This window comes from Novosphingobium sp. BL-S-21 (genome assembly GCF_055521655.1).
The window spans coordinates 35,382-56,290 of the sequence record NZ_CM145495.1 but is presented as its reverse complement, the minus strand read 5'-3'; the positions used below and the strand labels follow the sequence as shown (position 1 = coordinate 56,290).

Here is a 20,909-nt window from a genome sequence, read left to right as displayed (position 1 = left end):
CGTGAGGGGAACACGACGCCTGGCGCTGTCGCCTGAGCATCGCGCGCTTTAGCGGTTGGTAACGCGGAGCAAGCTGCTTCCCATCAAATGCCGCGGACCAAGAAACCCTGGATATGCACGTTCGGCCTGGTCATCCGATGCCGTGCGGTGTGCTTGTCTAGTTATTTGGTTGAGAAAGGAGGGTCAAGCGCAAGGTTTTCTATTGCGGCCAATGGCAGGGATTTCGGGGCGAGGCGTTTCCGGGGCTCTATCCCCGCGGATTCAACGGTTTGCAGCGGCTTTGCGCCACGTCCACGGGCGCACCCTTACCCCGCAAGGAGAGGGCTGGTTCCGAAAGAGCCGCGATTGTAACGGAGGATCATGACGTCTTTTTCCCATTCCCCCGGCGCTGCGCCTGCGAGTCCCGGCCTTTCCCGAGCCTTCCCGCTGGAAGGGCGAACGGCCCTCGTGACCGGCGCCGGCGGCGGTTTCGGGCGTGAGATCGCGCTTGGCCTGTCGCGGGCGGGCGCGCGCGTCGTGCTGCACGGCCGGGGCATCGCGACGCTCGAAAGCTTGCGGCAGGAGATCGCCGATGCCGGCGGCGCGGCAGCAACCGCAGCTTTCGATCTGGCGGATGGCGATGCCGCCCGCGCCGCGCTGGAAGGGTTGGGGAGGATCGACATTCTCGTCAACAATGCCGGTCGCCGCGACCGCAGGCCGATGGAGGCGCTCGACCGCGACGCCGTGCGGATGATGCTGGAGGTCAACCTCGTCGCGCCTTTCGACCTGGCCCGCCTGCTGGCGCCGGGCATGGGCGCGGGCGGGCGGATCATCAACATCACCTCCATCGCCGGACAGATCGCCCGCTCCGGCGACGCCGCCTATACCATGGCCAAGGGCGGGCTGGACGCCATGACGCGCGCGCTGGCGGCGGAACTCGGTCCGCGCGGCATCACCGTCAATGCCGTGGCGCCGGGCTATTTCGCCACGAAGGCCAATGCGGCCATGGTCGCCGACCCCGAAGTGGCCGCGCACCTTGCCCGCCGCACCTCGCTCGGCCGCTGGGGGCGGCCCGAGGAAGTGGTGGGGCCAGTGGTCTTCCTGGCCTCGGATGCCGCCAGTTACGTCACCGGGCAGGTGATCGGCGTGGACGGCGGCTATCTGGCGCATTTCTGAGCGGCATTTGGTGCGGGATTACACCGCTGCGAAACTTGCGGTTCGTGCGACTGCCTGAAACGATTGCCGGGCAGGGGTCTGCGGCCGGGCCCGATGCCGAAGCGGTCTGGCGATTAAAGCAAAACCCTTGGTTTATCGCGGGCTTCCGCCCTCTCCGCCGCGCGCGAAGCCTTCATGACGGCCCGTTTCCGCATTGAGGAAAGTGCAAGGGTTCGCGCAGATTGCCCGACTACCCGCCAGGGAAAAATGCCGGATTCGCGTGATAGTTGCGCGAAACGCAACAGCAGGTTTCATTTCCTCATTTGCCGAAATCCCGATTCTCATCCAGATAGGACGGGCCTTTCAGGCATCCTCTCCCAAAAACTTTCCAAGGGCTGGTCTTCGGACCGGCCTTTTTTTTGTCCGTTTTCCACGCGCCGTGATTCGCGGAAACAGCGGTTCGGCAACCGCCGGGCGCGGCCGGGCGTTGTGGATTTTTCGGCCTGTCGCACGCCGCGCGATCGGCTATATCGCTCCGCGCAGAGTTGAGGGCGATTATGAAAAGCAGTTGCGAAAGAGGTGTTTGCACGATGATCCGGCACTACCTGCCTTATGGACCGGCGCTGATGCTCGCCGTGATCGCGCCGCTGAACATGGCCTGGGCGCAGGCGACCGCCCCGACCCCCACGGAACAGGTCACGCCGGACCGCTTCCCCATGCAATCGCCGGTCGGAGCGCCCACGGCGCCTTCCAGCTCTCCAGCACCGGAGCGCGTGCCCACGCCGATGGCCTGTTCGTCGGACCCGGTGGACCTGCCTCCCGAAATGGCCAGCTGGAACAAGCGCAAGCCGCTGCTGGCCGCGCGCGACACCCGCTCGCTCTCCGGTGCGAAGCTGGAACTGGGCAAGGCGGTGGAAGGCGGCCTGCGTCCTACCAGCGAGATGCGCTACGCCCAGCGTCCCGAAAAGCCGGGCGGTTCGGTCAGCTTCGGCGGGCTCTATACGTTCGGCGTCAAGGATCCCGGCAGCTACCGCGTGGCGCTGGGGTCGGCCGCCTGGATCGACGTGGTGAAGGCCGGGGCGAAAGTGGGCGACGGTACTGTCATGACCTCGACCGCGCACGGCCATGGTCCGGACTGTTCGGGGATCCGCAAGATGGTGGACTTCACGCTCCAGCCCGGCACTTACCTGATCCAGGTTTCCGGCAATGCCGCCTCGCGCCTGCCGCTGCTGGTAACGCGCCTGCCCTAAGCCGCGCCGTCACCCTTGGGCGGCAGCGGCAGGCTGCGCAAGGCGCGTTCCAGCGCGGCATATTCCTCGGACCCGTCCAACGCGGCCATGCGCGACTGCAGGCCGCGAAACTGCGCGAGCACCGTGCGTCCGGTCTCCGTGATCCGCGCCCCGCGCTCGTGGCTGCCGCCCGCCACCGCCTCGACCAGCGGTTCGCTCCAGCACCGGTTCATCGCATCGACAAGCAGCCAGGCGCGGCGATAGCTCATGCCCATGGCCCGCGCGGCGGCCGAGATCGAGCCTTCCCGCTCGATCGCCTCCAGCAGATCGGCCTTGCCCGGTCCCATGGCAATCTCTTCCCCGCAATAGAGGCGGGCCTGCAGCTTGAGTCGGGGCTTGGCGGTCATGCTCTGTCGGCGCTGGGGGTTGGAGGCCGCAGGCTAGCGCAAGCATGCCCCCGCCGCGAGCGCGAATGCGTCCCGGCCATTTCGCATGTGCGAAACAATCGGCGTTTCAACGGCCCTCCGGCGCTCCCGTTCCTTGCGCCGAAGGCCATGGAAAAGTGCGAATATTCCGGGCTTTCGACAAGCCTCGACAGCGCCTTCGCAAGTGCATAAACGGCGCGCGAATCATCCGGAGACAACCCCTTTCGCCATGAACGCCATCCGCCACGGACGCATCGAGGATATCTACGCAATCGCGGTGGGCAGCCTGCTCATCGGGCTGGGGCTGACGATCCTCCATTCGGCGGGGCTGGTGACGGGCGGCATGGCGGGGCTGGCTCTGCTGGTCGGGCATTTCGCGCCGCTGCCGCCGGGCCTGCTGTTCGCGGCGCTCAACGTGCCTTTCCTGTTCCTGGCGCTGCGGGCCATGGGTTCGCTGTTCACCTTGCGCACGATTGCCGCGAGCGGCGGCATCGCGCTGGCCTCGGTGCTGTCCGAACATGCCCTGACGATCGAGGTGAAGGACCCCTTCGCCGCCGCGGTGGGCGCGGGCACGCTGCTGGGCATGGGGACCCTGGCCGTGGTGCGCCACGGGGCGGGCGTGGGCGGCGTGGGCATCGTCACCGTCTGGCTGCAGCAGCGGCGCGGGTGGAACATCGGGCGCAGCCAGATCCTCATCGACTTCGCGATCCTGGCGGCGTCCTCGGCCTTCCTGCCGCTCGACAAGCTGATCTGGTCCGCCACGAGCGCCATCGGCATGGGCGTGGTGACCGCGCTCTGGCTGCGGCCGGGACGTTATGCAGGCTTTTCGCCCTTGCGCGCGGCCCGGCTTCGCGGGCAGGCCGACGCGGCCCTTCGCGAAGCGGCGTAACGCCGGACGCCCCTCGCGCCCGGCGCTATTCCAGCCCCACCAGGCGATAGCCCACGCCGGGTTCGTTGCGGAGCATCGTCGGCCGCGCGGGGTCGTCCTCCAGTTTGCGGCGTACGCCGCGCGCGGCGACGCGCAAGTATTCGACATCGCTTTCGTGCCCCGGCCCCCAGACAGCGCGCAGCAACTGGGCATGAGTGATGACGCGCCCCGGATGACAGGCCAGCTCCGAGAGGAAGCCGTATTCCTTGGGCGTCAGGTGGACTTCCGCTCCGCCCTTGCGGACCGTGCGGGCAAACAGGTCGATCTCCACGTCGCCCCGGCGCACCGGGCCGTCCTGCGTCGGCGCGGGCAGGCGGTGGCGCAGGGCAGTGCGGATGCGCGCGAGCACTTCATCGCTGTCGAAGGGCTTGGAAACGTAATCGTCCGCGCCGAGATCCAGCGCGGCGACCTTCTGGTCCGTGGCATCGCGCGCGGAAATGACGATGATCGCGGCCTGCAGCTTGATCGCGGGGATCAGTTCCAGCCCATCGCGGTCCGGCAGGCCCAGGTCCAGCAGCACGACTTCCGGCTTGTCTATGGCCATGGCGTTCAGCGCCTCGCGCGCGTTGGCGGCCTCGACCACGGCATAGCCTGCGCGGGCCAGGCCGGCGCGCAGGAGGCGGCGGATCGCGGGTTCGTCATCGACGACGAGGATGGTCACGTTCGGTTTCATAGGGGGGGCTTCATAGCGGCCACTCCTTGAGGTGGTCCGCATCGAAGCGGATGGTGAAGCAGGCGCCGGGCGTGCCGTCGGTCCGGTTGGCGGCCGAGACCTGCAGCCCCATGGCAAGCGCGAAGCCGCGCACGATGGCAAGGCCGAGGCCGGTGCCGCCCTTGCGGTCGGACCCCTCGATCCGGGTGAAGGTCTCGAAGATCCGTTCTTCCGCGCCCGCCGGGATGCCGGGGCCGTGGTCGGAGACGGTCAGCTCCAGCCCGCCGCCCCGGCGCTGCGCGGCCACGGTGATCGGGCCTTGCGGGTCGCCGTATTTGGCCGCGTTCTCGATCAGGTTGGTGAGGCACTGGTGGAACAGGTTGGGATCGACGAGCACCATCGGCGCATCGGCGGAGACCGCGGTTTCCACCGGATGACGGCCGAGCAGCGCGCGCATGGCGTGGAGCGCCTCCGCGACCGCTTCGTCAAGGTCCACCGGCTCGACTTTGCCCTGGAGCGCGCCGGATTCGATCCGGGCCATGTCCAGAAGGTTGGCGACGAAGCGGTGCAGGCGCTCCGCCTCTCCGCGCGCGGCGGCCATCTGCCGTTCCTGTTCGGCATCGGTGCTGCGCAAGGCGGCCAGCGTGCCGATGATCGTGGTGAGCGGCGTGCGCAAGTCGTGGCTGACCGAGGACAGCAGGGCATGGCGCAGGCGGTCGCGCTCACGCGCCTGCGAAAGCTCGGCCATGCGGGCTTCCAGTTCGATGCGCTCCAGCGCCAGCGCCGCCTGGTCGAGCAGGCTGAGCAGCAGCGGCAGCCGGTCCGAGCGAACCGGCTCGCGCGCGTCGCTGCGTGAGAGGCCGAACACGCCCAGGGCCGCGCCGCCCGCCGCCACCGGGTGAAACAGCCATTCCGAGGCAGTGAGCGTGTCGGAACCGCGCCCGGCCGGGGCATCGTGCTCGAAGGCCCAGTTCGCGGCGGCCAGGTCCAGCGTTTCGAGCTGCGGCTGCGCGGCTTGCGATTCGGGCGACCAGCTCCAGCGGCGGGTGAGCGCGCGGGCCTGCCCCTCCTCGCCGGGCATGAGCAGCACGGCATTGCCATCGAGCAGGCGGCCGATCTCGGCGCAGAGCACGCGGGCCAGTTCGTCCACCGTGCGGATTCCCGTCAGCAATCGCGCGAAACCGGCGAGCGCACCGTTCTGCGCGGCGCTCGCCTGGGCCTGGAGGGCATGGGCGCGAACCCGCGCGGCAAGCTGGCTGCTGACCACCGCCACGCCGAGCAGGACCAGCACGGTCAGGATATTGCGCGGGTCGTCGATGGTCAGGGTATGGGTGGGCGGGATGAAGAAGAAATTGTAGGCGATCGAACAGACCAGCCCGGTGGCGATGCCGGTGCGCAGGCCATAGCGGGTGGCCGCGACCATGACCGGCAGCAGGTAAAGCAGGCCGAGGTCGGAGATATTTCCAGTGCGCAGGATTTCCGTGCCCAGCAAGGTCACCAGGGCAGTGAGGCCGAAAGCCACGAGATAGCCGGTCCGGCTGCCCCATCGTGCGGCCAGGTCCGCTTTCCTTGCGGCGGCCCGCCGGCTGTGGGCCCTCCGCGGCGGCGCTGCCAGCGGCAGGACGTGCACCGCCAGCCCCGGCGCGCGGCGCACGAGGCGGTCGACGATTGAACCGTGGCGCAGCTCGAACCAGCGCGAGCGGCGGGACTTGCCGATGACGACCTGGGTGGCATGGGCATCGGCGGTGAAGCGCTCCAGCCCGTCCAGCACGGATTCGGCGGGAAGGCTTGCCACCTGGGCGCCGAGCTGGGCGGCCAGATGAAGCGCTTCGGCCAGGGCTGCGTTCTCGGCATCGCTGTAGCGGGCGCTGCGCGGGGTCTCGATGTGGACGGCGCTCCACGGCGCGTCCAGCGCCTCGGCCATGCGGCGCGCGGCGCGGATCAGATCGAGAGCGCCGGGCTGCTCGCCGACGGCCACGAGCAGCCGATCGCCGGGCGGCGCGGTCGGGGGAATGGCCGAGGGATCTGTCACGGCCGCGCTTGTGCGCCGAGAGCGCCCGCCCTGTCGAGAGGGGCCGTCATCGCCCGGCGGCAAAGTCCCCTCGCGCCGAGAACGGGCCGGGCAGCGCAACCTCGCGCAGCAGCCCGGCCCCGGCGATGCCCAGGACCAGCCCGCCGAGCAGCAGCGCCACCATGGCCGCGCAGAAAAGCAGGTCCAGCGGGGTGGCGGGGTGAGGCCGAGGGGTAAGCGCAAGGCGGCGCTCCGCCAGCGCCAGCCGCCAGAATCCGGCCAGCAGGGCCAGAGCGGCCAGGCGGGCCGCGATCGCGGCGGGCCAGCAGCGCTCGCCGCTGCGCAGGCGGCGCAGAAGCGGGCGAACCGGCATGAAACGGCGCAGGGCGGGCATGAAACGGCTCCGACGGGACGATGTGGGAGCAAGATGGCCCTGCAAGGCGTTAAGCTTCCACGGGGAATTGCGCCCCGCACATAAAGAATCCATAAAGGTCGTGGCGCCTTGGTGCGCGTGAGACTAGGCGCCCGTTGCATGAGCGAGTCTTCCGGGCATCACGCCCCCAATGAGAGCCTCACGGCACTGTCGATCGGCGCCATCGGCGTCGTCTTCGGCGATATCGGCACGTCGCCGCTCTATGCCCTCAAGGAAAGCTTCATCGGCCATCACCCGCTGGTGGTGGACCGCCTGCACATGTTCGGCGTGATCTCGCTGATGTTCTGGACGATGATGCTGATCGTCACGGTCAAGTACGTGCTGATCATCCTGCGGGCCGACAACAATGGCGAGGGCGGCAGTCTGGCGCTGCTGGCGCTGATCGGGCGCACCCTGGGCAAGAACCGCTGGACGCCGGTGATCGCCATGCTGGGCGTGATGGCCACGGCGCTGTTCTACGGCGATGCCATCATCACCCCCGCCATGTCCGTGCTTTCGGCGGTGGAGGGGCTGACGGTGGTGAACCCCCGCTTTGCCGAATTCGTGCTGCCGATCGCCGTGGTGATCCTGATCGGGCTGTTCTCGGTCCAGTCCCACGGCACGGCGGCCATGGGCAAGCTGTTCGGGCCGATCATGATCGTCTACTTCCTGGTGCTGGCCGGGCTGGGCATCCATTCCATCGTCCAGGCCCCCGAAGTGCTGTCCGCGCTGAGCCCGCATCACGCGCTCGAATTCTTCCTGGTCAACCCGAAGCTCGCCTTCCTGGCGCTGGGCTCGGTGGTGCTGGCCGTGACCGGGGCCGAGGCGCTCTATGCCGACATGGGCCATTTCGGCCGCAAGGCGATCTCGATCTCGTGGCTCTACGTGGCCTTTCCGTGCCTTCTGCTCAATTACCTGGGGCAGGCCTCACTGGTGCTGCGCAATCCCGAGGCGATCCGCAATCCGTTCTTCTTCATGGCGCCGGACTGGGCGCGCCTGCCGCTGGTGGCGCTGGCCACGATGGCCACGATCATCGCCAGCCAGGCCGTGATCTCGGGCGCGTTCTCGGTCTCGCACCAGGCCGTGCAGCTCGGCTTCCTGCCGCGCCTGAAGATCATGCACACGAGCGCTAAGGCGGCGGGGCAGATCTACGTGCCGCTGGTGAACTGGGGCCTGCTGGGCATGGTGATCCTGCTGGTGTTCGGCTTCCGTAGCTCGGGCAATCTGGCGGCGGCCTATGGCATCGCGGTAACCGGAACGATGCTCATTTCCGCCTGCCTGCTGGGCGTCCTGACCTTCACCGTGTGGAAATGGCACCCGATGCTGGCCGGAGCCGTGACCTTGGGCTTCCTGTTCATCGACGGGCTCTACTTCGCCTCGACTGCGACGAAGATTCCCGACGGCGGCTGGTTCCCGCTGCTGGTGGCGGCCGTGGTGTTCACTTTGCTCACCACCTGGGCCACCGGGCGGCGGCTGGTGCGCGAGCGCATGCACGAGGATTCGATCCCCATCGAGGCCTTCCTGAAATCCGTGGGAGAACGCGTCCGGCGCGTGGCGGGAACCTCGGTGTTCCTGGCCTCCACCGTCGAGGGCGTGCCGCCGGGGCTGCTCCACAACCTGAAGCACAACCACATCCTGCATGACCGCGTGGTGATCCTGACCGTCGCCAACCGCGGCGTGCCTCATGTCGCGCCGGAAGACCGCTGCGAAGTGGAGGACATGGGCGCCGGTTTCTACCGCATGGTCCTGCGCTACGGCTTCATGGACGAGGCCGACATTCCCGCCGCCCTCGCCGCCGAGAACCGGGCGGGAGGGCCGTTCAAACCGATGGAGACCAGCTACTTCCTCTCGCGCCAGACGCTGATCCCGTCGAGCCGCCCCGGCATGGCGATCTGGCGGGAGAAACTCTTCGCCTCGATGGTGCGCAACGCCCAGAGCGCGATGGAATTCTTCAAGCTGCCCACCAACCGCGTGATCGAACTGGGCAGCCAGCTGGAGATCTGACGCGGCGCGTCCTTCCCTCCCTTGAAGGGAGCGGCGCGCCGATCCGGTGAGCCCACAAGACCCGAGAGGCACCCCGCGTCCACCGGATCGCCGGGGCGCGATGGATTCGTGCTCGACGGCGACCGCCGACTCAGCTATGCGAATGCCTCGCATTAGCCCGAATGACGAGGCGGCTTCGAGGGGGCAGCGCCAGACTATGTACGCAACCTTAGATCACGCGGATCCGCTTGCCCCGGAGCCGGGCCGTTCTCCGGACCTCGCACCCCGGGTGCAGACCCGCCTTGCCGGCGCGTTGCCGCGCGACGCGGTGGGCATGGCCACCGGCTGGTCGCATCCGGCACAGGCCGCCGCACAGGGTGCGCGCTATGGCGAGGACCAGCGACCGAACCTGGTCGCCATGCTCGGCGCCACGGCGATCGTCGGCGGGATGATCGCGGCCATGCTGGCGCTCAATGTCGTCCATGGCCACCAGAAGGCGCGCCCGCGGCTGGTCGTCGCCCAGCTGGAGCAGCCCCGCCCGCCGGCTCCGCCGCCGCCCAGGCCCTCGCCGCAGCCGGTGAAGCATGTGGTGCAGACCGCCTCGCCCGTGGTCGCGCCCCCGCCGCCGCTGGTGCTGAGCGCCGCCCCGGCCACGATCACCACTTCGCCCGCGCCGCCGGTCCTGCCGGTGGCCGTACCGGGACCGCCCGCCCCGCCGGCCGCCGCCGTCGCCGTTTCGGCGCCGCCGCGCGTGGAGAATGCCGGCGATCTCTCGTCCAAGATGATCGCCGCCGATCCGCCGCGCTATCCGGTCTATTCGCGCCGCAATCGCGAGCAGGGCACGGTGGTCCTGCTGGTGGTCCTGGGCATGGACGGCAGAGTCGCCGACATCTCGGTATCGCGCAGCAGCGGCTTCGATCGGCTCGACCGGGCCGCGCTATCGGCGGTGCGCCACTGGAAATGGTCCCCCACCCGCCGCGACGGCGCGGCAGTCATGGTGCGCGGCCTGGTGGAAATACCCTTCGTCCTGCATAGCTGACGTCCCGTTGGCCCTTAGCCCGTGGCCGGCGTTTCGCGCCTAACCGGCCGAGGCGCGGTCCCGTGAGGGGGCCAGCTGCGCCGCCACCGCTTCGGCTTCCATGGCAATGCCCCGCGTCAGGGCTGCAGGCAGTTCCACGCGGAAACCGCGGGCGAGCAGGCCTTCCGCGGCCCACTTCACGCAGAAATCCGCAGCCACGCCCACCACGGTGACATCGGCCACACCCTCTGCAGCCAGGCCGGCGAAAAAGCCGTCGCGGTCGATCGCCTCGCCCCGGTTTCCTGCCGCCTCGGTTCCCTCGCCATTCAGCCGAATCAAGCGAAGACCCGGCTCGGCCCACATGTCGAACACGCCTTTTTCCAGGGTGTAGACCGGAATCGACGGCGCGATGGCGTCTGCGTCCAGAACGCTGTCCCATCCCGGCGTGCCGCGCAGGCAGTGGATCGGGAACTGCGCGCTCTCGGGCGAGGCGGCGTAGATTTCGGGAATATGTGTGTCGAAGGTCAGGAGCACGCCCGCCGTGGTCGCGGGATCGAGCGCCGCCAGCCATTCCTGCATCGGCGCCACGATCGCTTCGGCGCCGGGAACCGGCAAGGCGCCCGAGGCGCGCACGAAGTCTCCCTGCATGTCCACCACCACGACGAAGCGCCGCGTGACGGAAACCGGAAGCGGCATTGCCGAAAGCGCGATCGTGCCAAGGTTTGTCATCGCGTGAGAACGTCCTAAGAATGGCTTATGGTCTACACGGATATTGCAACCCGCACTTACAATCACAACTGGCGGCTCGATCCGATCGTGCGCAGCCTGCTCGATACGGACTTCTACAAGCTGTTGATGCTGCAGATGGTCCGGCATCTCTATCCCGATGTCCAGGCGACGTTCGAGCTGATCAACCGCTCCAAAACGGTGCGCCTGGCCGAAGTGATCGACGAAGCCGAGTTGCGTGCACAGCTCGATCATGCGCGCGGCCTGCGGTTCGGCAAGAAGGAGCTGATCTGGCTGGCGGGCAACAGCTTCTACGGCAAGGCGCAGATGTTCAGCCCGGATTTCATCGCCTGGCTCGCCGATTTCCGCCTTCCCGAATACGACCTGCGCCGCGTGGACGGCCAGTACGAGCTGCGCTTCGAAGGTCCGTGGACGCACACGATGATGTGGGAGATCCCCGCGCTCGCCATCGTCAACGAACTGCGCTCGCGCGCGGCGCTGAAGGACCGCGGCCGTTTCGCGCTCGACGTGCTCTACGCCCGCGCCAAGGCCAAGTTGTGGGAGAAAGTGGAGCGCCTGGCCCAGCTTCCCGACCTCGTGCTCTCGGACTTCGGCACCCGGCGGCGGCACGGGTTCCTGTGGCAGCGCTGGTGCGTGGAGGCCCTGAAGGAAGGGCTCGGCAGCCGCTTCATCGGCTCGTCCAACGTGCTTCTGGCGATGGACGCGGACCTTGAAGCGATCGGCACCAATGCCCACGAATTGCCGATGGTGCTGGCCGCGCTGGCCGATGGCGACGAGGAACTGCGGCAGGCGCCCTACCGCGTGCTCAAGGACTGGAGCGACCATTACGGCGGGAACTTGCGCGTGGTCCTGCCCGACGCCTTCGGCACGGCCGCCTTCCTCGAACGCGCGCCGGACTGGGTGGCGGACTGGACCGGCTTCCGCCCGGACAGCGCCCCGCCGATCGAGGGCGGCGAACAGATCATTCGCTGGTGGCAGGAAAAGGGCCGCGATCCCAGGACCAAGCTGCTGATCTTCTCGGACGGGATGGATATCGACAGCATCGAGGCGACCTATCGCCATTTCCACGGCCGCGTGCGCATGAGCTTCGGCTGGGGCACCAACCTCACCAATGACTTCCGCGGCTGCGCGCCGTTCGAAACGGACGATCTCGATCCGATCTCGCTGGTCTGCAAGGTCGTGTCGGCCAATGGGCGCCCGGCGGTGAAGCTCTCGGACAATCCCGCCAAGGCCACTGGCGATCCGGCCGAGATCGCGCGCTATCTAGGCGTATTCGGCGCCGCGGGCCGGGTGGCGAGCGCGGTATCGGTCTAGACCGGCGGAGCGCCCCCGGCGCGTCAGCCGCCCGGATTGCGGGCGGTGACGATCCAGGCCGCGCCGTCGATCATGACCGACGTTTCGCCGGGCCTGCGGGCGAAGGCCTTGCGCACTTCGATAGCGGCGCGGGCGCGCAGGTCCTGCGGCTGATCGGCCAGCGCGCGCGAAAGCGGGCCGACCTCGAAAGCCATGGCCACGGCATCGTTCAGCGCGGCCTCGCGGTCTTCGCCCTGGCCGAAGGGGATGTCGTGATCGAAGGGGAGCACGCAAATCCGCGAGAACCCGGCCGCGGCCAGGATGCGTTCCACGCGGGCCGCATCGCCGAAGGAGAACGGGCCGGGGGCTTCGGGTTGGGGCGGGGGCGGCGCAGGGATCATGCCCTTGATCGCGCCCATCGGCAGGCGCACCCAGTCGTTCTCCGCCGCGCCGCGCCAGCAAACGAAGGCCAGGCGCCCGCCCGGCCGCAGCGCGCCGCGCAGATGGGCGAAGGCGGCGGCGGGGTCATCGAAGAACATCACCCCGAAGCGCGAGAACAGCAGGTCGAACCCGGCATCGGGCAGCGGCGTGCGCGCGGCGTCGGCCAGATCGAACGCCACCGGCGCTCCGGGGGGAGCGACTTCCCGCGCGCGTTCCACCAGCGCAGCGGAGATATCGACGCCGCGGACATGGCCCGATGCACCGACTTTTTCGGCAAGGGCGAAACTGGTCGCACCCGCGCCGCAGCCGATGTCGAGGACATGCTCTCCCGCCCGCGGGGCGGCGGCGGCGAGGGCTTCCTCTCCGAACACGGCCAGCATGGCGTCGAGCCGGATCTGGTTGGACACCCAGCGCTCGCCGCTGGTGCCGTTCCATTCGGACACCTGGTAGACCGTGCTGCCGGGCGCCAGCGCGGCAATTCCTTCGGCTTCTGACATGACAGTCCTCTATTTGCGAATAGTTCGCAAATACTCTAGAGGCAGTGGCTGGAGAAGCAATGGTTTGTAGCCGGGCGGCCGTCAGCGTCCCGGCGCCTTAGGAGAAATGCGGGATGGATGGGCCTTTCATCGAAACGCTGGCCGATCTGGAGGCCGTGATCGGCAAGACGCCGCCGCAGATGTATCTCAAGGACATCGACCATCTCGATCCCGGCGCGCTTGGCTGGATCGCGCAGTCTCCGTTGATGTTCGCCACGTTCGGCGGGGATCGGGGGCCGGCGGTCACGCTGGCGGGCGGGCACGCCGGCTTCGCCTCGGGGGCGGGGCAGGACTTGCGCCTGCCGCTGGCATCGATCGACGATCCCGACCTTGCCCGGCCCGGTCAACCGTTCGGCTCGCTGTTCCTGCTGCCCGGCATCGGCGAGACCCTGCGCGTCAATGGCCGGGTCCGGGCGGTGGCGGATGGTCATGTCCATGTCGCCGTGGCGGAATGCTACGGCCACTGCGCCAAGGCCATGATCCGCTCCGAACTCTGGTCCGCGCAGCCGGTGGCGGCACCGGAGGCGCTTTCCGACTTCGTCGCGGCGAGCCGCTTCCTGGCGCTGGCGACCGTCAGCCGGACGGGGCTGGCCGACCTCAGCCCCAAGGGCGATCCGGCCGGTGCCATGGCGCGGCTCGATGACGGGGAGGCGGCGGCCGTGTGGTTCGCGGATCGGCCGGGCAACCGCCGGGTCGACAGCTTTCGCAACATCGTGGAGCAGCCCGCGCTGGCGATGGCGCTGCTGGTGCCGGGCTCGACGCGCCTTGCCGTCGTGCGGGGCCGGGCGGTGCTGTCCACGGCCGAGGCCCAGCGCGGGGGCTTCGCGGTGAAAGGCAAAGTCCCGGCCCTGGCGATCCGCGTCGCGGCCGAATCCGTCAGCCTGCGCACCAGCGCCGCGCTGGAACGCGCCGATCTCTGGCCCTTGCGCCAATGCAGCGACATCGATCCGGCGCGGCTCTTCGTCAATCACATCAAGCTCAACCGGACCGAGGGCATGGCCGCCCGGCTGACCCGCGCCAGCCTCTCGGTGCCGGGCGCTGCGGACCTGATGAAGAAGGGGCTGGCCAAGGACTACAAGGACAACCTCTACTAGCGCCCAGGCCCGGCTCAGTTGCCGAAGCGGTAGGGATCGAAGCAGGCGGAATCGGGATCGCCCCCGCCTTCTCCCCCTGCAAGCGCGCGGTCGAGCAGTTCGGCGGCCAGGGCCGCGAAAGCGATGCCGTTGCCGCCGAACCCGGCGGAGAGCCACACCCGCTCCATCAGTGCCGAGCGGCCGATGGCGGGCAGTCCATCGGGCGAGGCACCGAACGTGGCGGTCCAGGCCCGGTCCACGGCGATGGGCGCGGAATGGCCGAGCATGGCCTCCAGCTTGGCGGCGATCGTGCCGGATTTCGCCGCCAGCAGGGCATCGCGCGAGAGGGCATCCGCCAGTTCCACGTCCTCTCCCCCGGCGATCACGCGCCCGTCCTTGCAGGTGCGGACGTAAAGATAGGGGTCTGACGCTTCCCAGATCATCGCGTTTTCCTTCCACAGCGGCGCCGTGCCGGGCGAGGTGGCGATGGCGAATGTCGAGAGCAGGGAGAAGGCGGGCGGCAGGAACAGCCGCGCGCGCTCGTAGCCGGTGGCCAGGATGACATCGCCTGCGATGAGGCTGCGCCCATTCGCCAGCTCCAGCTCCACCCCGGTCGGGATGGGGTGCAGGCCGGCGACATCGGCGGGGTAGACCGTCACCGCGCCGTGCTTGCCGGCCTCGCGCAGCAGGTCGTGGCAGGTTGCGACCGGATCGATGGCGTAGGACCCTTCCGAAACGATCCCGGCGCGCGGGGCGATGCCGAAGCGTTCGGCGACGGCCTGGGCATCGAGATAGCGCGAGGGCAGGCCGTGGCGGCGGTGGGCCTCGGCCTCGGCGCGCAGCCCGTCCTCGTCCAGCAGGTCACCGGCCAGGTAGAGCGTCGGGCAGGGGGTGCGGGCATCGGGCCCGAGCCGGTCCAGCCGTTCTCCGAAGCGCTGCACGGCCGCGAAGACGCGCCGCCAGCGCCGGGCGGCTTCCTGTTCGCCGAGGTCTTCGGCCAGCCGGATCAGCGGCACGTCCATGGCCCACATGATCTGCGCGGTGGAGGCGGCGGTGCTGCCGCAGCCGGGCGGCCTGCGGTCCAGCAGCGCCACCGAGCGGCCCGTGGCGGCCAGCCGGTCCGCCAGGATCGCGCCCATGATCCCCGATCCCAGGATGGCGATGTCCACCGGCCCGGCCGGGAGCGGCGCGGCCGCGGGCAAGGTCCAGTCCGCGTCGCGCCAGGGCACGGTGCCGCTGCGCAAGTTCCGGGTTTCGGTCAGGGTGATCGATCCGTTCGCCATGGTAACTCCGTGAATGCCGCAGGGAGCAACGCACGAAGGGGCGGCAGGTTGATCGCTCCCCGACCCGGCGGGCAAGCTGCGGGTTTCCGGTTCGCCTGCCCAATCGGAAAAACGCTTGTCTTATGACATTGCGGTCCGTTTGGGTCATGCTGGATTGCCCGGACCGGGGTGGCCACCCCGGTCCGGGCGGAAGGGGACGGATCGCGAAACCGCCGGTCGTTAAGGGACCGGGCTAGAGTAGGATCGCCCCTTTCTTTTCCATCAGGCCCGAACGGATACCGGGGTTTGTGACCCGGATGACAAGCATGGGACAGCGGAAAAGATGAGCGACAATCTATCACAGACGATCGGCATCGACATCTCCAAAGCGAGCCTCGATTGCCATGCCCACCCCACCGGCGTCGAGCGCCAGTTCGCCAACACCGCCAAGGGCCACAAGGCGTTGATAGCCTGGCTGCGGCAATGGCCGGTCGAGCGGATCGCCTATGAGGCAACCGGCACCTATCATCGCGCACTGGAGGCGGCGCTGAACAACTGGCCCTGCGTGAAACTCAACCCCGAACGGGCCCGGCGTTTCGCCCAGGCGACTGGCACGCTGGCCAAGACCGATCGCATTGACGCCATGCTGCTGGCCTGTATGGCTGCCACCTTGCAGCCACCCGTCAGACCCGCTCGAAGCGCACAGCAGGCCCAAATGGCCGAGCTCATCAATGCCCGCGACGGCCTGGTTCGTGATCGCACCGCGCTCAAGAATCGCGAGAAGAATCTCACCATTGCCTTTCTTAAGCGCCAGTGTCGCCAGCGGCTCGAACAAATCGATCGGCATATCGAGACCCTCGACACCGAGATCGCCAACCTCATAGCCGCCGACGCGCTACTTGCCCGACGACACCAGATCCTGACCAGCATCGCGGGTGTGGGGAGGTTGACCGCCAACCAGCTCATCGCCACCATGCCGGAACTCGGCAGCCTCGAGAACAAGCAGGCCGCATCGCTCGCCGGTCTTGCCCCCGTCGCGCGACAATCCGGACAATGGAAAGGTAAAAGCTTTATCCGTGGCGGACGCGCCAACGTAAGGCAGGCCCTCTACATGCCGGCCCTCGTCGCCGCCCGATACAACCCCGACCTCAAAGCCAAGTACCAACAACTCCTCGCCGCTGGAAAACCCGCCAAGATCGCCATCACTGCCGTCATGCGAAAGCTCATCGTCACCGCAAACGCACTGCTCAAGGCCGATCGATGCTGGGCCCAATCGCTGGCTTGATTATCACGGATACTCTAGCCCAGCGCGGAAGAGGCGGCGCTGGTGTCGCGGCGGCCGGTGGCCATGACGATGCGGTTGCGGCCATCGTCCTTCGCGCGCAGCAGCGCGGCGTCGGCCGTGCCGATCAGGGCATGGGCGGGGCCGTGGGCGGGATAGCTGCCGATGCCGATGGAGATCGTGACAGGGCCGAGCGGCGTGCCGTCATGCACCAGGGTCATGCCGGAAATGCGCTCCTGGATCAGGTGAGCGCGCTCCAGCGCACGTTCCTCGTCGCAGCCGGGGATCAGCAGCAGGAATTCCTCGCCGCCATAGCGGAAGGCGATGCCGTCTTCGCGCACCGCATTGTCCAGCGCGCCCGCCACGGAGCGGATCGTCAGGTCTCCGGCATCGTGGCCGTAGCGATCGTTGAGCTGCTTGAAATGGTCGATGTCGACCATGAGGCAGCTCAGCGGCGTGCGCGCGGCATCGGCCTGGGCCACGCTCCGGCGCAGGGTATCCGCCAGTTCGTGGCGGTTGCGCAGGCCGGTCAGCGCATCGAACAGGGCCTTTTCGTGCAGCGCGTCGCGCAGCTTGAGATTGGCCAGCGCCAGCCCGATCGTCTCGGACATCAGCTCGATATAGACCTTGATGTTCTCGCTGGGGCCTTGCGCGCCGGCCGTGTTTTCCAGCACCAGCAGCCCGATGGTTTCGCCCTGCGCGGTGAGCGGCACGCAGACGGTGGCGTCGGCACTTTCCGGCGGGACATGCTTGCAGGGCACGTCCACCAGGTTGCCGCCGGGCATGTGCGACTGGCCGCGCCGCAGCGCCCAGCAATCGTCCGGGGTGAAGGCCGCGTTGCTGCCGTGGGGAGATTGCCACTCCGAAGCGCAGGCCATCATCCCCAATCGCGCATCCAGCGTATAGAGGCGCCCGGCCAGGTCCGGGGCGATCCGGGGGGCGAACAGGCGCACGACTTCGAACAGGTCGGCCACGGATTCGCAGCCCTGCAGGCGCTGGGTCATGCGGGCGAGCAGGTCGCGGACGTGCCAGTCGGCATCGCGCTCGCGTTCCAGCCTTTGCCTTTCGATGCCGTTCTCCCGGAAGATGCGGACGGCGTGGGCCATGTCGCCGATCTCGTCGATCTGCGAGAGCTGGGGCGGCTCCACTGCATAGTCCTGGTCCGCCAGGCGGTTCACCACGTCGCTCAGCTTGACCACGGGCTTGAGGATGCGCCGCTTGAGCACGAAGCCCAGCACAAAGAGGAACAGCACGGCGGTGATCGCCACCATCACTTCCGAAACCGTGCGCAACCGCTGGGAGGCGCGGCTGGCGTCCTCTATCGCGCGGTCGGAGCGCTGGTCGAGCATGTAGCGGAAGCGGCCGAGCAGGAAATGCGCGCGTTCCAGTTCGCGTTCGTATTCGGCGCCGAAGATGATCTTGTGGGCGGTGATCTCGTCTCCAGACTTGATCGCGGCGATGGCGGCCTTCTGCTCGTCCTGGAGGGTCGCGGCCCAGCGCAGGCCTTCTTCCAGCGAGCGCAGTTCCTCTTCCCTGGCGCCGTTGTCTTTCAGCTTCGCGATGCGCTGCTCCACCGGGCCGATCGCGGCGAGCGTGCGGTTATAGGCGATCTCGTGGCTGGGATCGCCCGAGACGGCCGCCAGTCGGGCCTGGTCGGTAAGCTGCGCCTCGTCTTCCTCCACTTCGAAGGCGAGCTGGTCGAACAGATCGCGCTGCTGCACCGCATCGCGCTCCACCCGGTCGGCGTTGGAGGCCATGACCATGGTGATGCCGGCCGCGATGGTCAGGCAGACCGTGGCCCCGTAGGCCCAGTTGGTAATCGTCGCTATGCGCATGCCGTAATCCTGCCCCCCTGACGCCAGCGTGATCCTGGCGACAGGCCTGTCGCTCCTCATGCGCCTGACGCAGCAAGTTTTCCAGCGGGGAAACCACCGCTTTGGGAATGATTCGCCCCCGGCGCCGAGAGGGAACGGAGGGTGCCCGCCGAACGTTTCCCAGCGACCATTGCTGGAGCCATGCCATGCGCAAGTCGTTCACCGCTTTCGCCAATGTCGTCGCCGGAGCGGCGGGCAAGGCCCAGACTTTCATCATCGCCCTGCTGGTCGTGGCGGTCTGGGCAATCTCCGGGCCGGTGTTCAAGTGGTCCGACACCTGGCAACTGGTCATCAACACCGGCACCACCATCGTCACCTTCCTGATGGTCTTCTTGATCCAGAACAGCCAGAACCGCGATGCCGCCGCCTTCCAGGCCAAGCTCGACGAACTGCTGCGCGCGCTGGAAACCGCGCGGGACGACTTCATCGGTATCGAGCACCTCAGCGTCGAGGAGATCGAGCGGCTGCGCAAGCTGCTCGAGGAAGAGACCGGCGAATGCAAGGACGGCCACAAGGCCCATGCTAGCGTGGAGCGTCTGCTGAGTCGATACTGAAACCGGCCGGTTTCCCGCCTTGCCATAACAAGATGGCATGGGAGACCGAATCGGAGCCGCTTCAATCCCAAGGGCGGCGGCGCGATATCGAGAGGATCACAATTCCGGGAGCATCGCCATGTCCAGCGCCGCCGCAGGCACGAATGCCGCCACGAATGCAGGCACGAATTCAGGCACGAACGCTATCGCCACTGTCTCGCTTCGCGGCACGCTTGAGGAAAAGCTGCAGGCGGCCGCCGATGCCGGCTTCGACAGCGTGGAGATCTTCGAGAACGACCTGATCGGCTCGGCCTTGCGCCCTGCCGAAGTGCGGCGCCGGATGGCCGACCTGGGCATCCACTGCTCGCTCTACCAGCCCTTCCGCGATTTCGAAGGCATGCCCGGCGAGATGCGCGCCCGCGCCATGGACCGGGCAGAGCGCAAGTTCGACCTGATGGGCGAACTCGGCACCGACCGCATCCTCGTCTGCTCCAACTGCTCGCCCCATGCGCTGGGCGAGCGGCAGCGCATCGTCGACGACTTCCGCGAACTGGGCGATCGCGCCGCCGCGCGCGGCATCCTGGTGGGCTACGAAGCCCTCGCCTGGGGGCGCCACGTCAACGACCACCGCGATGTCTGGTCGATCGTCAAGCAGGTGGACCATCCCGCCATCGGCATCATTCTCGACAGTTTCCATTCGCTCTCGCGCCGGATTCCCAGCGACAGCATCCGCGAGATCCCGGGCGACAAGATCGTCTACGTGCAACTGGCCGATGCGCCGCTGCTCGACATGGACCTGCTCTACTGGAGCCGCCATTTCCGCAACCTGCCGGGGCAGGGCGGGCTGGACCTGCCGGGCTATGTCGCGGAAATCCTGCGCACCGGCTATGCCGGGCCGCTCTCGCTGGAGATCTTCAACGACCGGTTCCGGTCGATTTCCTCGCGCCTGGTGGCGCAGGACGGGCATCGCGCGCTGGAATATGTGCGCGATGCGGCGAAGCGCCTGCTCGGCCTGCCGACCACCATGCCTGCCGCCCAGCCGCCGCTCGCCGCCGAATTCGTCGAGTTCACGGCCAGCGGCGAGGATGTGGCGCGCCTTGGCGAGACCTTCCACACGCTCGGCTTCGCGCATATCGGCACGCATCGCACCAAAAAGGTCGCGCGCTGGCGGCAGGGTAACGTCAACCTGGTGATCAATGCCGAGCCCAAGGGCTTCGCCAAGTCCTACCGCATCGTTCACGGCACCTCGATCTGCGCGATCGGCGTGCGGGTGAAGGACGCGGCCGCCGTGATGGAGCGTGCCGCCGCGCTGGGCATCCGCGCCTATAGCCCCGAGGGGCGCCCCGGCCGCATGGCCATGCCTGCGCTGCGCGGCGTCGGCGGCAGCCTGGTCTACCTCGTGGAGGATGACAGCGCCGAAGCGCTCTGGGCCCGCGAGTTCGAGGCGGTGCCGGTGGCGGACCTGACCGACGATGCCCGCGCGCGCTCGGTCGACCACCTTGCCGCCGTGGTCCACAATGACGAGTTCCTGTCCTGGCAGCTCTACTGGCGCGCGCTGTTCGGGCTGGAGGGCCGCGATGCCAACGATGTGATCGATCCCTCGGGCCTCGTCCATAGCCAGGCGCTGCAATCGCCCGACGGCGGGTTCCGCCTGACGCTCAATGCCTCTGACGCGCGCGAGACGTTGTCCTCGCGCTTCCTGGCACAGGGCATGGGCGGCGGCTTCCAGCATGTCGCGCTGGCCAGCGACGACTTGCTCGCCACGGCCGCGGCGGTGCGCGCGCGCGGCGCGGCCATGCTCGATATTCCCGAGAACTACTACGACGATCTCGTCGCCCGCTTCGGCTTCGACGGCCGGGTTGCCGCGCGCATGGAAGTGGCCGGGATGCTTTACGACGAGGATCTGGCGGGCCACGCCTATCGCCAGCTCTACAGCCGGGCGTTCGACAAGCTGTTCTTCTTCGAATTCGTCGAGCGCAGCGGGACTTATGCCGGCTACGGCGCGCCCAATGCCGGAATCAGGCTGGCGGCGCAGAACCGCTTCCGCGGCGTGGAGGACGCGGCCGGGTAGGAAGG

18 protein-coding genes are annotated in these 20,909 nt (G+C 68.2%); 10 read left to right on the top strand and 8 right to left on the bottom strand.

Annotated elements, in window-relative coordinates:
* Nucleotides 1–360: 360 nt before the first annotated feature.
* On the top strand, nucleotides 361–1,155 hold the full coding sequence (locus ACZ1J6_RS00235) for an SDR family oxidoreductase (RefSeq protein WP_431567931.1): 795 nt from the start codon (nucleotides 361–363) through the stop codon (nucleotides 1,153–1,155).
* A 569-nt stretch (nucleotides 1,156–1,724) separates the two neighbouring features.
* Complete coding sequence (locus tag ACZ1J6_RS00230; RefSeq protein ID WP_243840885.1) at nucleotides 1,725–2,384, top strand: homogentisate 1,2-dioxygenase; 660 nt, start codon at nucleotides 1,725–1,727, stop codon at nucleotides 2,382–2,384.
* Here ACZ1J6_RS00230 and ACZ1J6_RS00225 read toward each other — a convergent pair.
* Nucleotides 2,381–2,770 carry a winged helix-turn-helix domain-containing protein gene (locus ACZ1J6_RS00225; RefSeq protein ID WP_431567932.1) on the bottom strand — a complete coding sequence of 130 codons (390 nt, stop codon included), beginning with the start codon at nucleotides 2,768–2,770 and terminating at the stop codon, nucleotides 2,381–2,383. The genes ACZ1J6_RS00230 and ACZ1J6_RS00225 overlap by 4 nt on opposite strands.
* A gap of 247 nt (nucleotides 2,771–3,017) precedes the next feature.
* Here ACZ1J6_RS00225 and ACZ1J6_RS00220 point away from each other — a divergent pair, with 247 nt between their 5' ends.
* Nucleotides 3,018–3,677: a YitT family protein gene (locus ACZ1J6_RS00220; protein ID WP_431567933.1), complete on the top strand. Its 660-nt coding sequence runs from the start codon at nucleotides 3,018–3,020 to the stop codon at nucleotides 3,675–3,677.
* Nucleotides 3,678–3,702: 25 nt separating this feature from the next.
* On the opposite strand, the gene ACZ1J6_RS00215 is transcribed toward ACZ1J6_RS00220, so the two are convergent.
* The 3 genes from ACZ1J6_RS00215 to ACZ1J6_RS00205 are packed head-to-tail and all read right to left on the bottom strand — an operon-like array spanning nucleotide 3,703 to nucleotide 6,773.
* The gene (locus ACZ1J6_RS00215) at nucleotides 3,703–4,389 is read right to left on the bottom strand and encodes a response regulator (protein ID WP_431567934.1); all 687 of its coding nucleotides are present in this window, start codon (nucleotides 4,387–4,389) and stop codon (nucleotides 3,703–3,705) included.
* A gap of 10 nt (nucleotides 4,390–4,399) precedes the next feature.
* The gene (locus ACZ1J6_RS00210) at nucleotides 4,400–6,400 is read right to left on the bottom strand and encodes a DUF4118 domain-containing protein (protein WP_465127317.1); all 2,001 of its coding nucleotides are present in this window, start codon (nucleotides 6,398–6,400) and stop codon (nucleotides 4,400–4,402) included.
* Nucleotides 6,401–6,446: 46 nt separating this feature from the next.
* Nucleotides 6,447–6,773 carry a hypothetical protein gene (locus ACZ1J6_RS00205; protein WP_431567936.1) on the bottom strand — a complete coding sequence of 109 codons (327 nt, stop codon included), beginning with the start codon at nucleotides 6,771–6,773 and terminating at the stop codon, nucleotides 6,447–6,449.
* A gap of 138 nt (nucleotides 6,774–6,911) precedes the next feature.
* Between ACZ1J6_RS00205 and ACZ1J6_RS00200 the strand changes: the two genes are divergently transcribed.
* Nucleotides 6,912–8,795, top strand: coding sequence for a potassium transporter Kup (locus tag ACZ1J6_RS00200; RefSeq protein ID WP_431567937.1), 1,884 nt, complete (start codon nucleotides 6,912–6,914; stop codon nucleotides 8,793–8,795).
* A gap of 196 nt (nucleotides 8,796–8,991) precedes the next feature.
* Entirely contained in the window at nucleotides 8,992–9,813 is an 822-nt protein-coding gene (locus ACZ1J6_RS00195; RefSeq protein ID WP_465127316.1) for an energy transducer TonB, read from the top strand.
* A gap of 39 nt (nucleotides 9,814–9,852) precedes the next feature.
* On the opposite strand, the gene ACZ1J6_RS00190 is transcribed toward ACZ1J6_RS00195, so the two are convergent.
* Nucleotides 9,853–10,521: a cysteine hydrolase family protein gene (locus tag ACZ1J6_RS00190; protein WP_465127315.1), complete on the bottom strand. Its 669-nt coding sequence runs from the start codon at nucleotides 10,519–10,521 to the stop codon at nucleotides 9,853–9,855.
* 27 nt (nucleotides 10,522–10,548) lie between these two features.
* Between ACZ1J6_RS00190 and pncB the strand changes: the two genes are divergently transcribed.
* Nucleotides 10,549–11,853: a nicotinate phosphoribosyltransferase gene (gene pncB / locus ACZ1J6_RS00185; RefSeq protein ID WP_132267715.1), complete on the top strand. Its 1,305-nt coding sequence runs from the start codon at nucleotides 10,549–10,551 to the stop codon at nucleotides 11,851–11,853.
* A 23-nt stretch (nucleotides 11,854–11,876) separates the two neighbouring features.
* On the opposite strand, the gene ACZ1J6_RS00180 is transcribed toward pncB, so the two are convergent.
* Entirely contained in the window at nucleotides 11,877–12,770 is an 894-nt protein-coding gene (locus ACZ1J6_RS00180; RefSeq protein ID WP_431567940.1) for a class I SAM-dependent methyltransferase, read from the bottom strand.
* A 113-nt stretch (nucleotides 12,771–12,883) separates the two neighbouring features.
* On the opposite strand from ACZ1J6_RS00180, the gene ACZ1J6_RS00175 reads away from it, so the two are divergent.
* Nucleotides 12,884–13,903, top strand: coding sequence for a pyridoxamine 5'-phosphate oxidase family protein (locus ACZ1J6_RS00175; RefSeq protein WP_431567941.1), 1,020 nt, complete (start codon nucleotides 12,884–12,886; stop codon nucleotides 13,901–13,903).
* Between the two features lie 14 nt (nucleotides 13,904–13,917).
* On the opposite strand, the gene ACZ1J6_RS00170 is transcribed toward ACZ1J6_RS00175, so the two are convergent.
* On the bottom strand, nucleotides 13,918–15,165 hold the full coding sequence (locus ACZ1J6_RS00170; protein WP_465127314.1) for an NAD(P)/FAD-dependent oxidoreductase: 1,248 nt from the start codon (nucleotides 15,163–15,165) through the stop codon (nucleotides 13,918–13,920).
* 322 nt (nucleotides 15,166–15,487) lie between these two features.
* Here ACZ1J6_RS00170 and ACZ1J6_RS00165 point away from each other — a divergent pair, with 322 nt between their 5' ends.
* Nucleotides 15,488–16,429 (top strand): IS110 family RNA-guided transposase, encoded by a 942-nt coding sequence (locus ACZ1J6_RS00165; RefSeq protein ID WP_465127313.1) that lies wholly within the window; start codon nucleotides 15,488–15,490, stop codon nucleotides 16,427–16,429.
* Between the two features lie 14 nt (nucleotides 16,430–16,443).
* On the opposite strand, the gene ACZ1J6_RS00160 is transcribed toward ACZ1J6_RS00165, so the two are convergent.
* Nucleotides 16,444–18,261, bottom strand: a complete 1,818-nt coding sequence (locus ACZ1J6_RS00160) for a diguanylate cyclase (protein WP_132267708.1) — start codon at nucleotides 18,259–18,261, stop codon at nucleotides 16,444–16,446.
* A 185-nt stretch (nucleotides 18,262–18,446) separates the two neighbouring features.
* Here ACZ1J6_RS00160 and ACZ1J6_RS00155 point away from each other — a divergent pair, with 185 nt between their 5' ends.
* A complete protein-coding gene (locus ACZ1J6_RS00155) occupies nucleotides 18,447–18,854 on the top strand; it encodes a low affinity iron permease family protein (protein WP_132267706.1) in 408 nt (135 codons plus the stop codon).
* A gap of 118 nt (nucleotides 18,855–18,972) precedes the next feature.
* On the top strand, nucleotides 18,973–20,904 hold the full coding sequence (locus ACZ1J6_RS00150) for a bifunctional sugar phosphate isomerase/epimerase/4-hydroxyphenylpyruvate dioxygenase family protein (protein ID WP_465127312.1): 1,932 nt from the start codon (nucleotides 18,973–18,975) through the stop codon (nucleotides 20,902–20,904).
* Nucleotides 20,905–20,909: the final 5 nt, after the last annotated feature.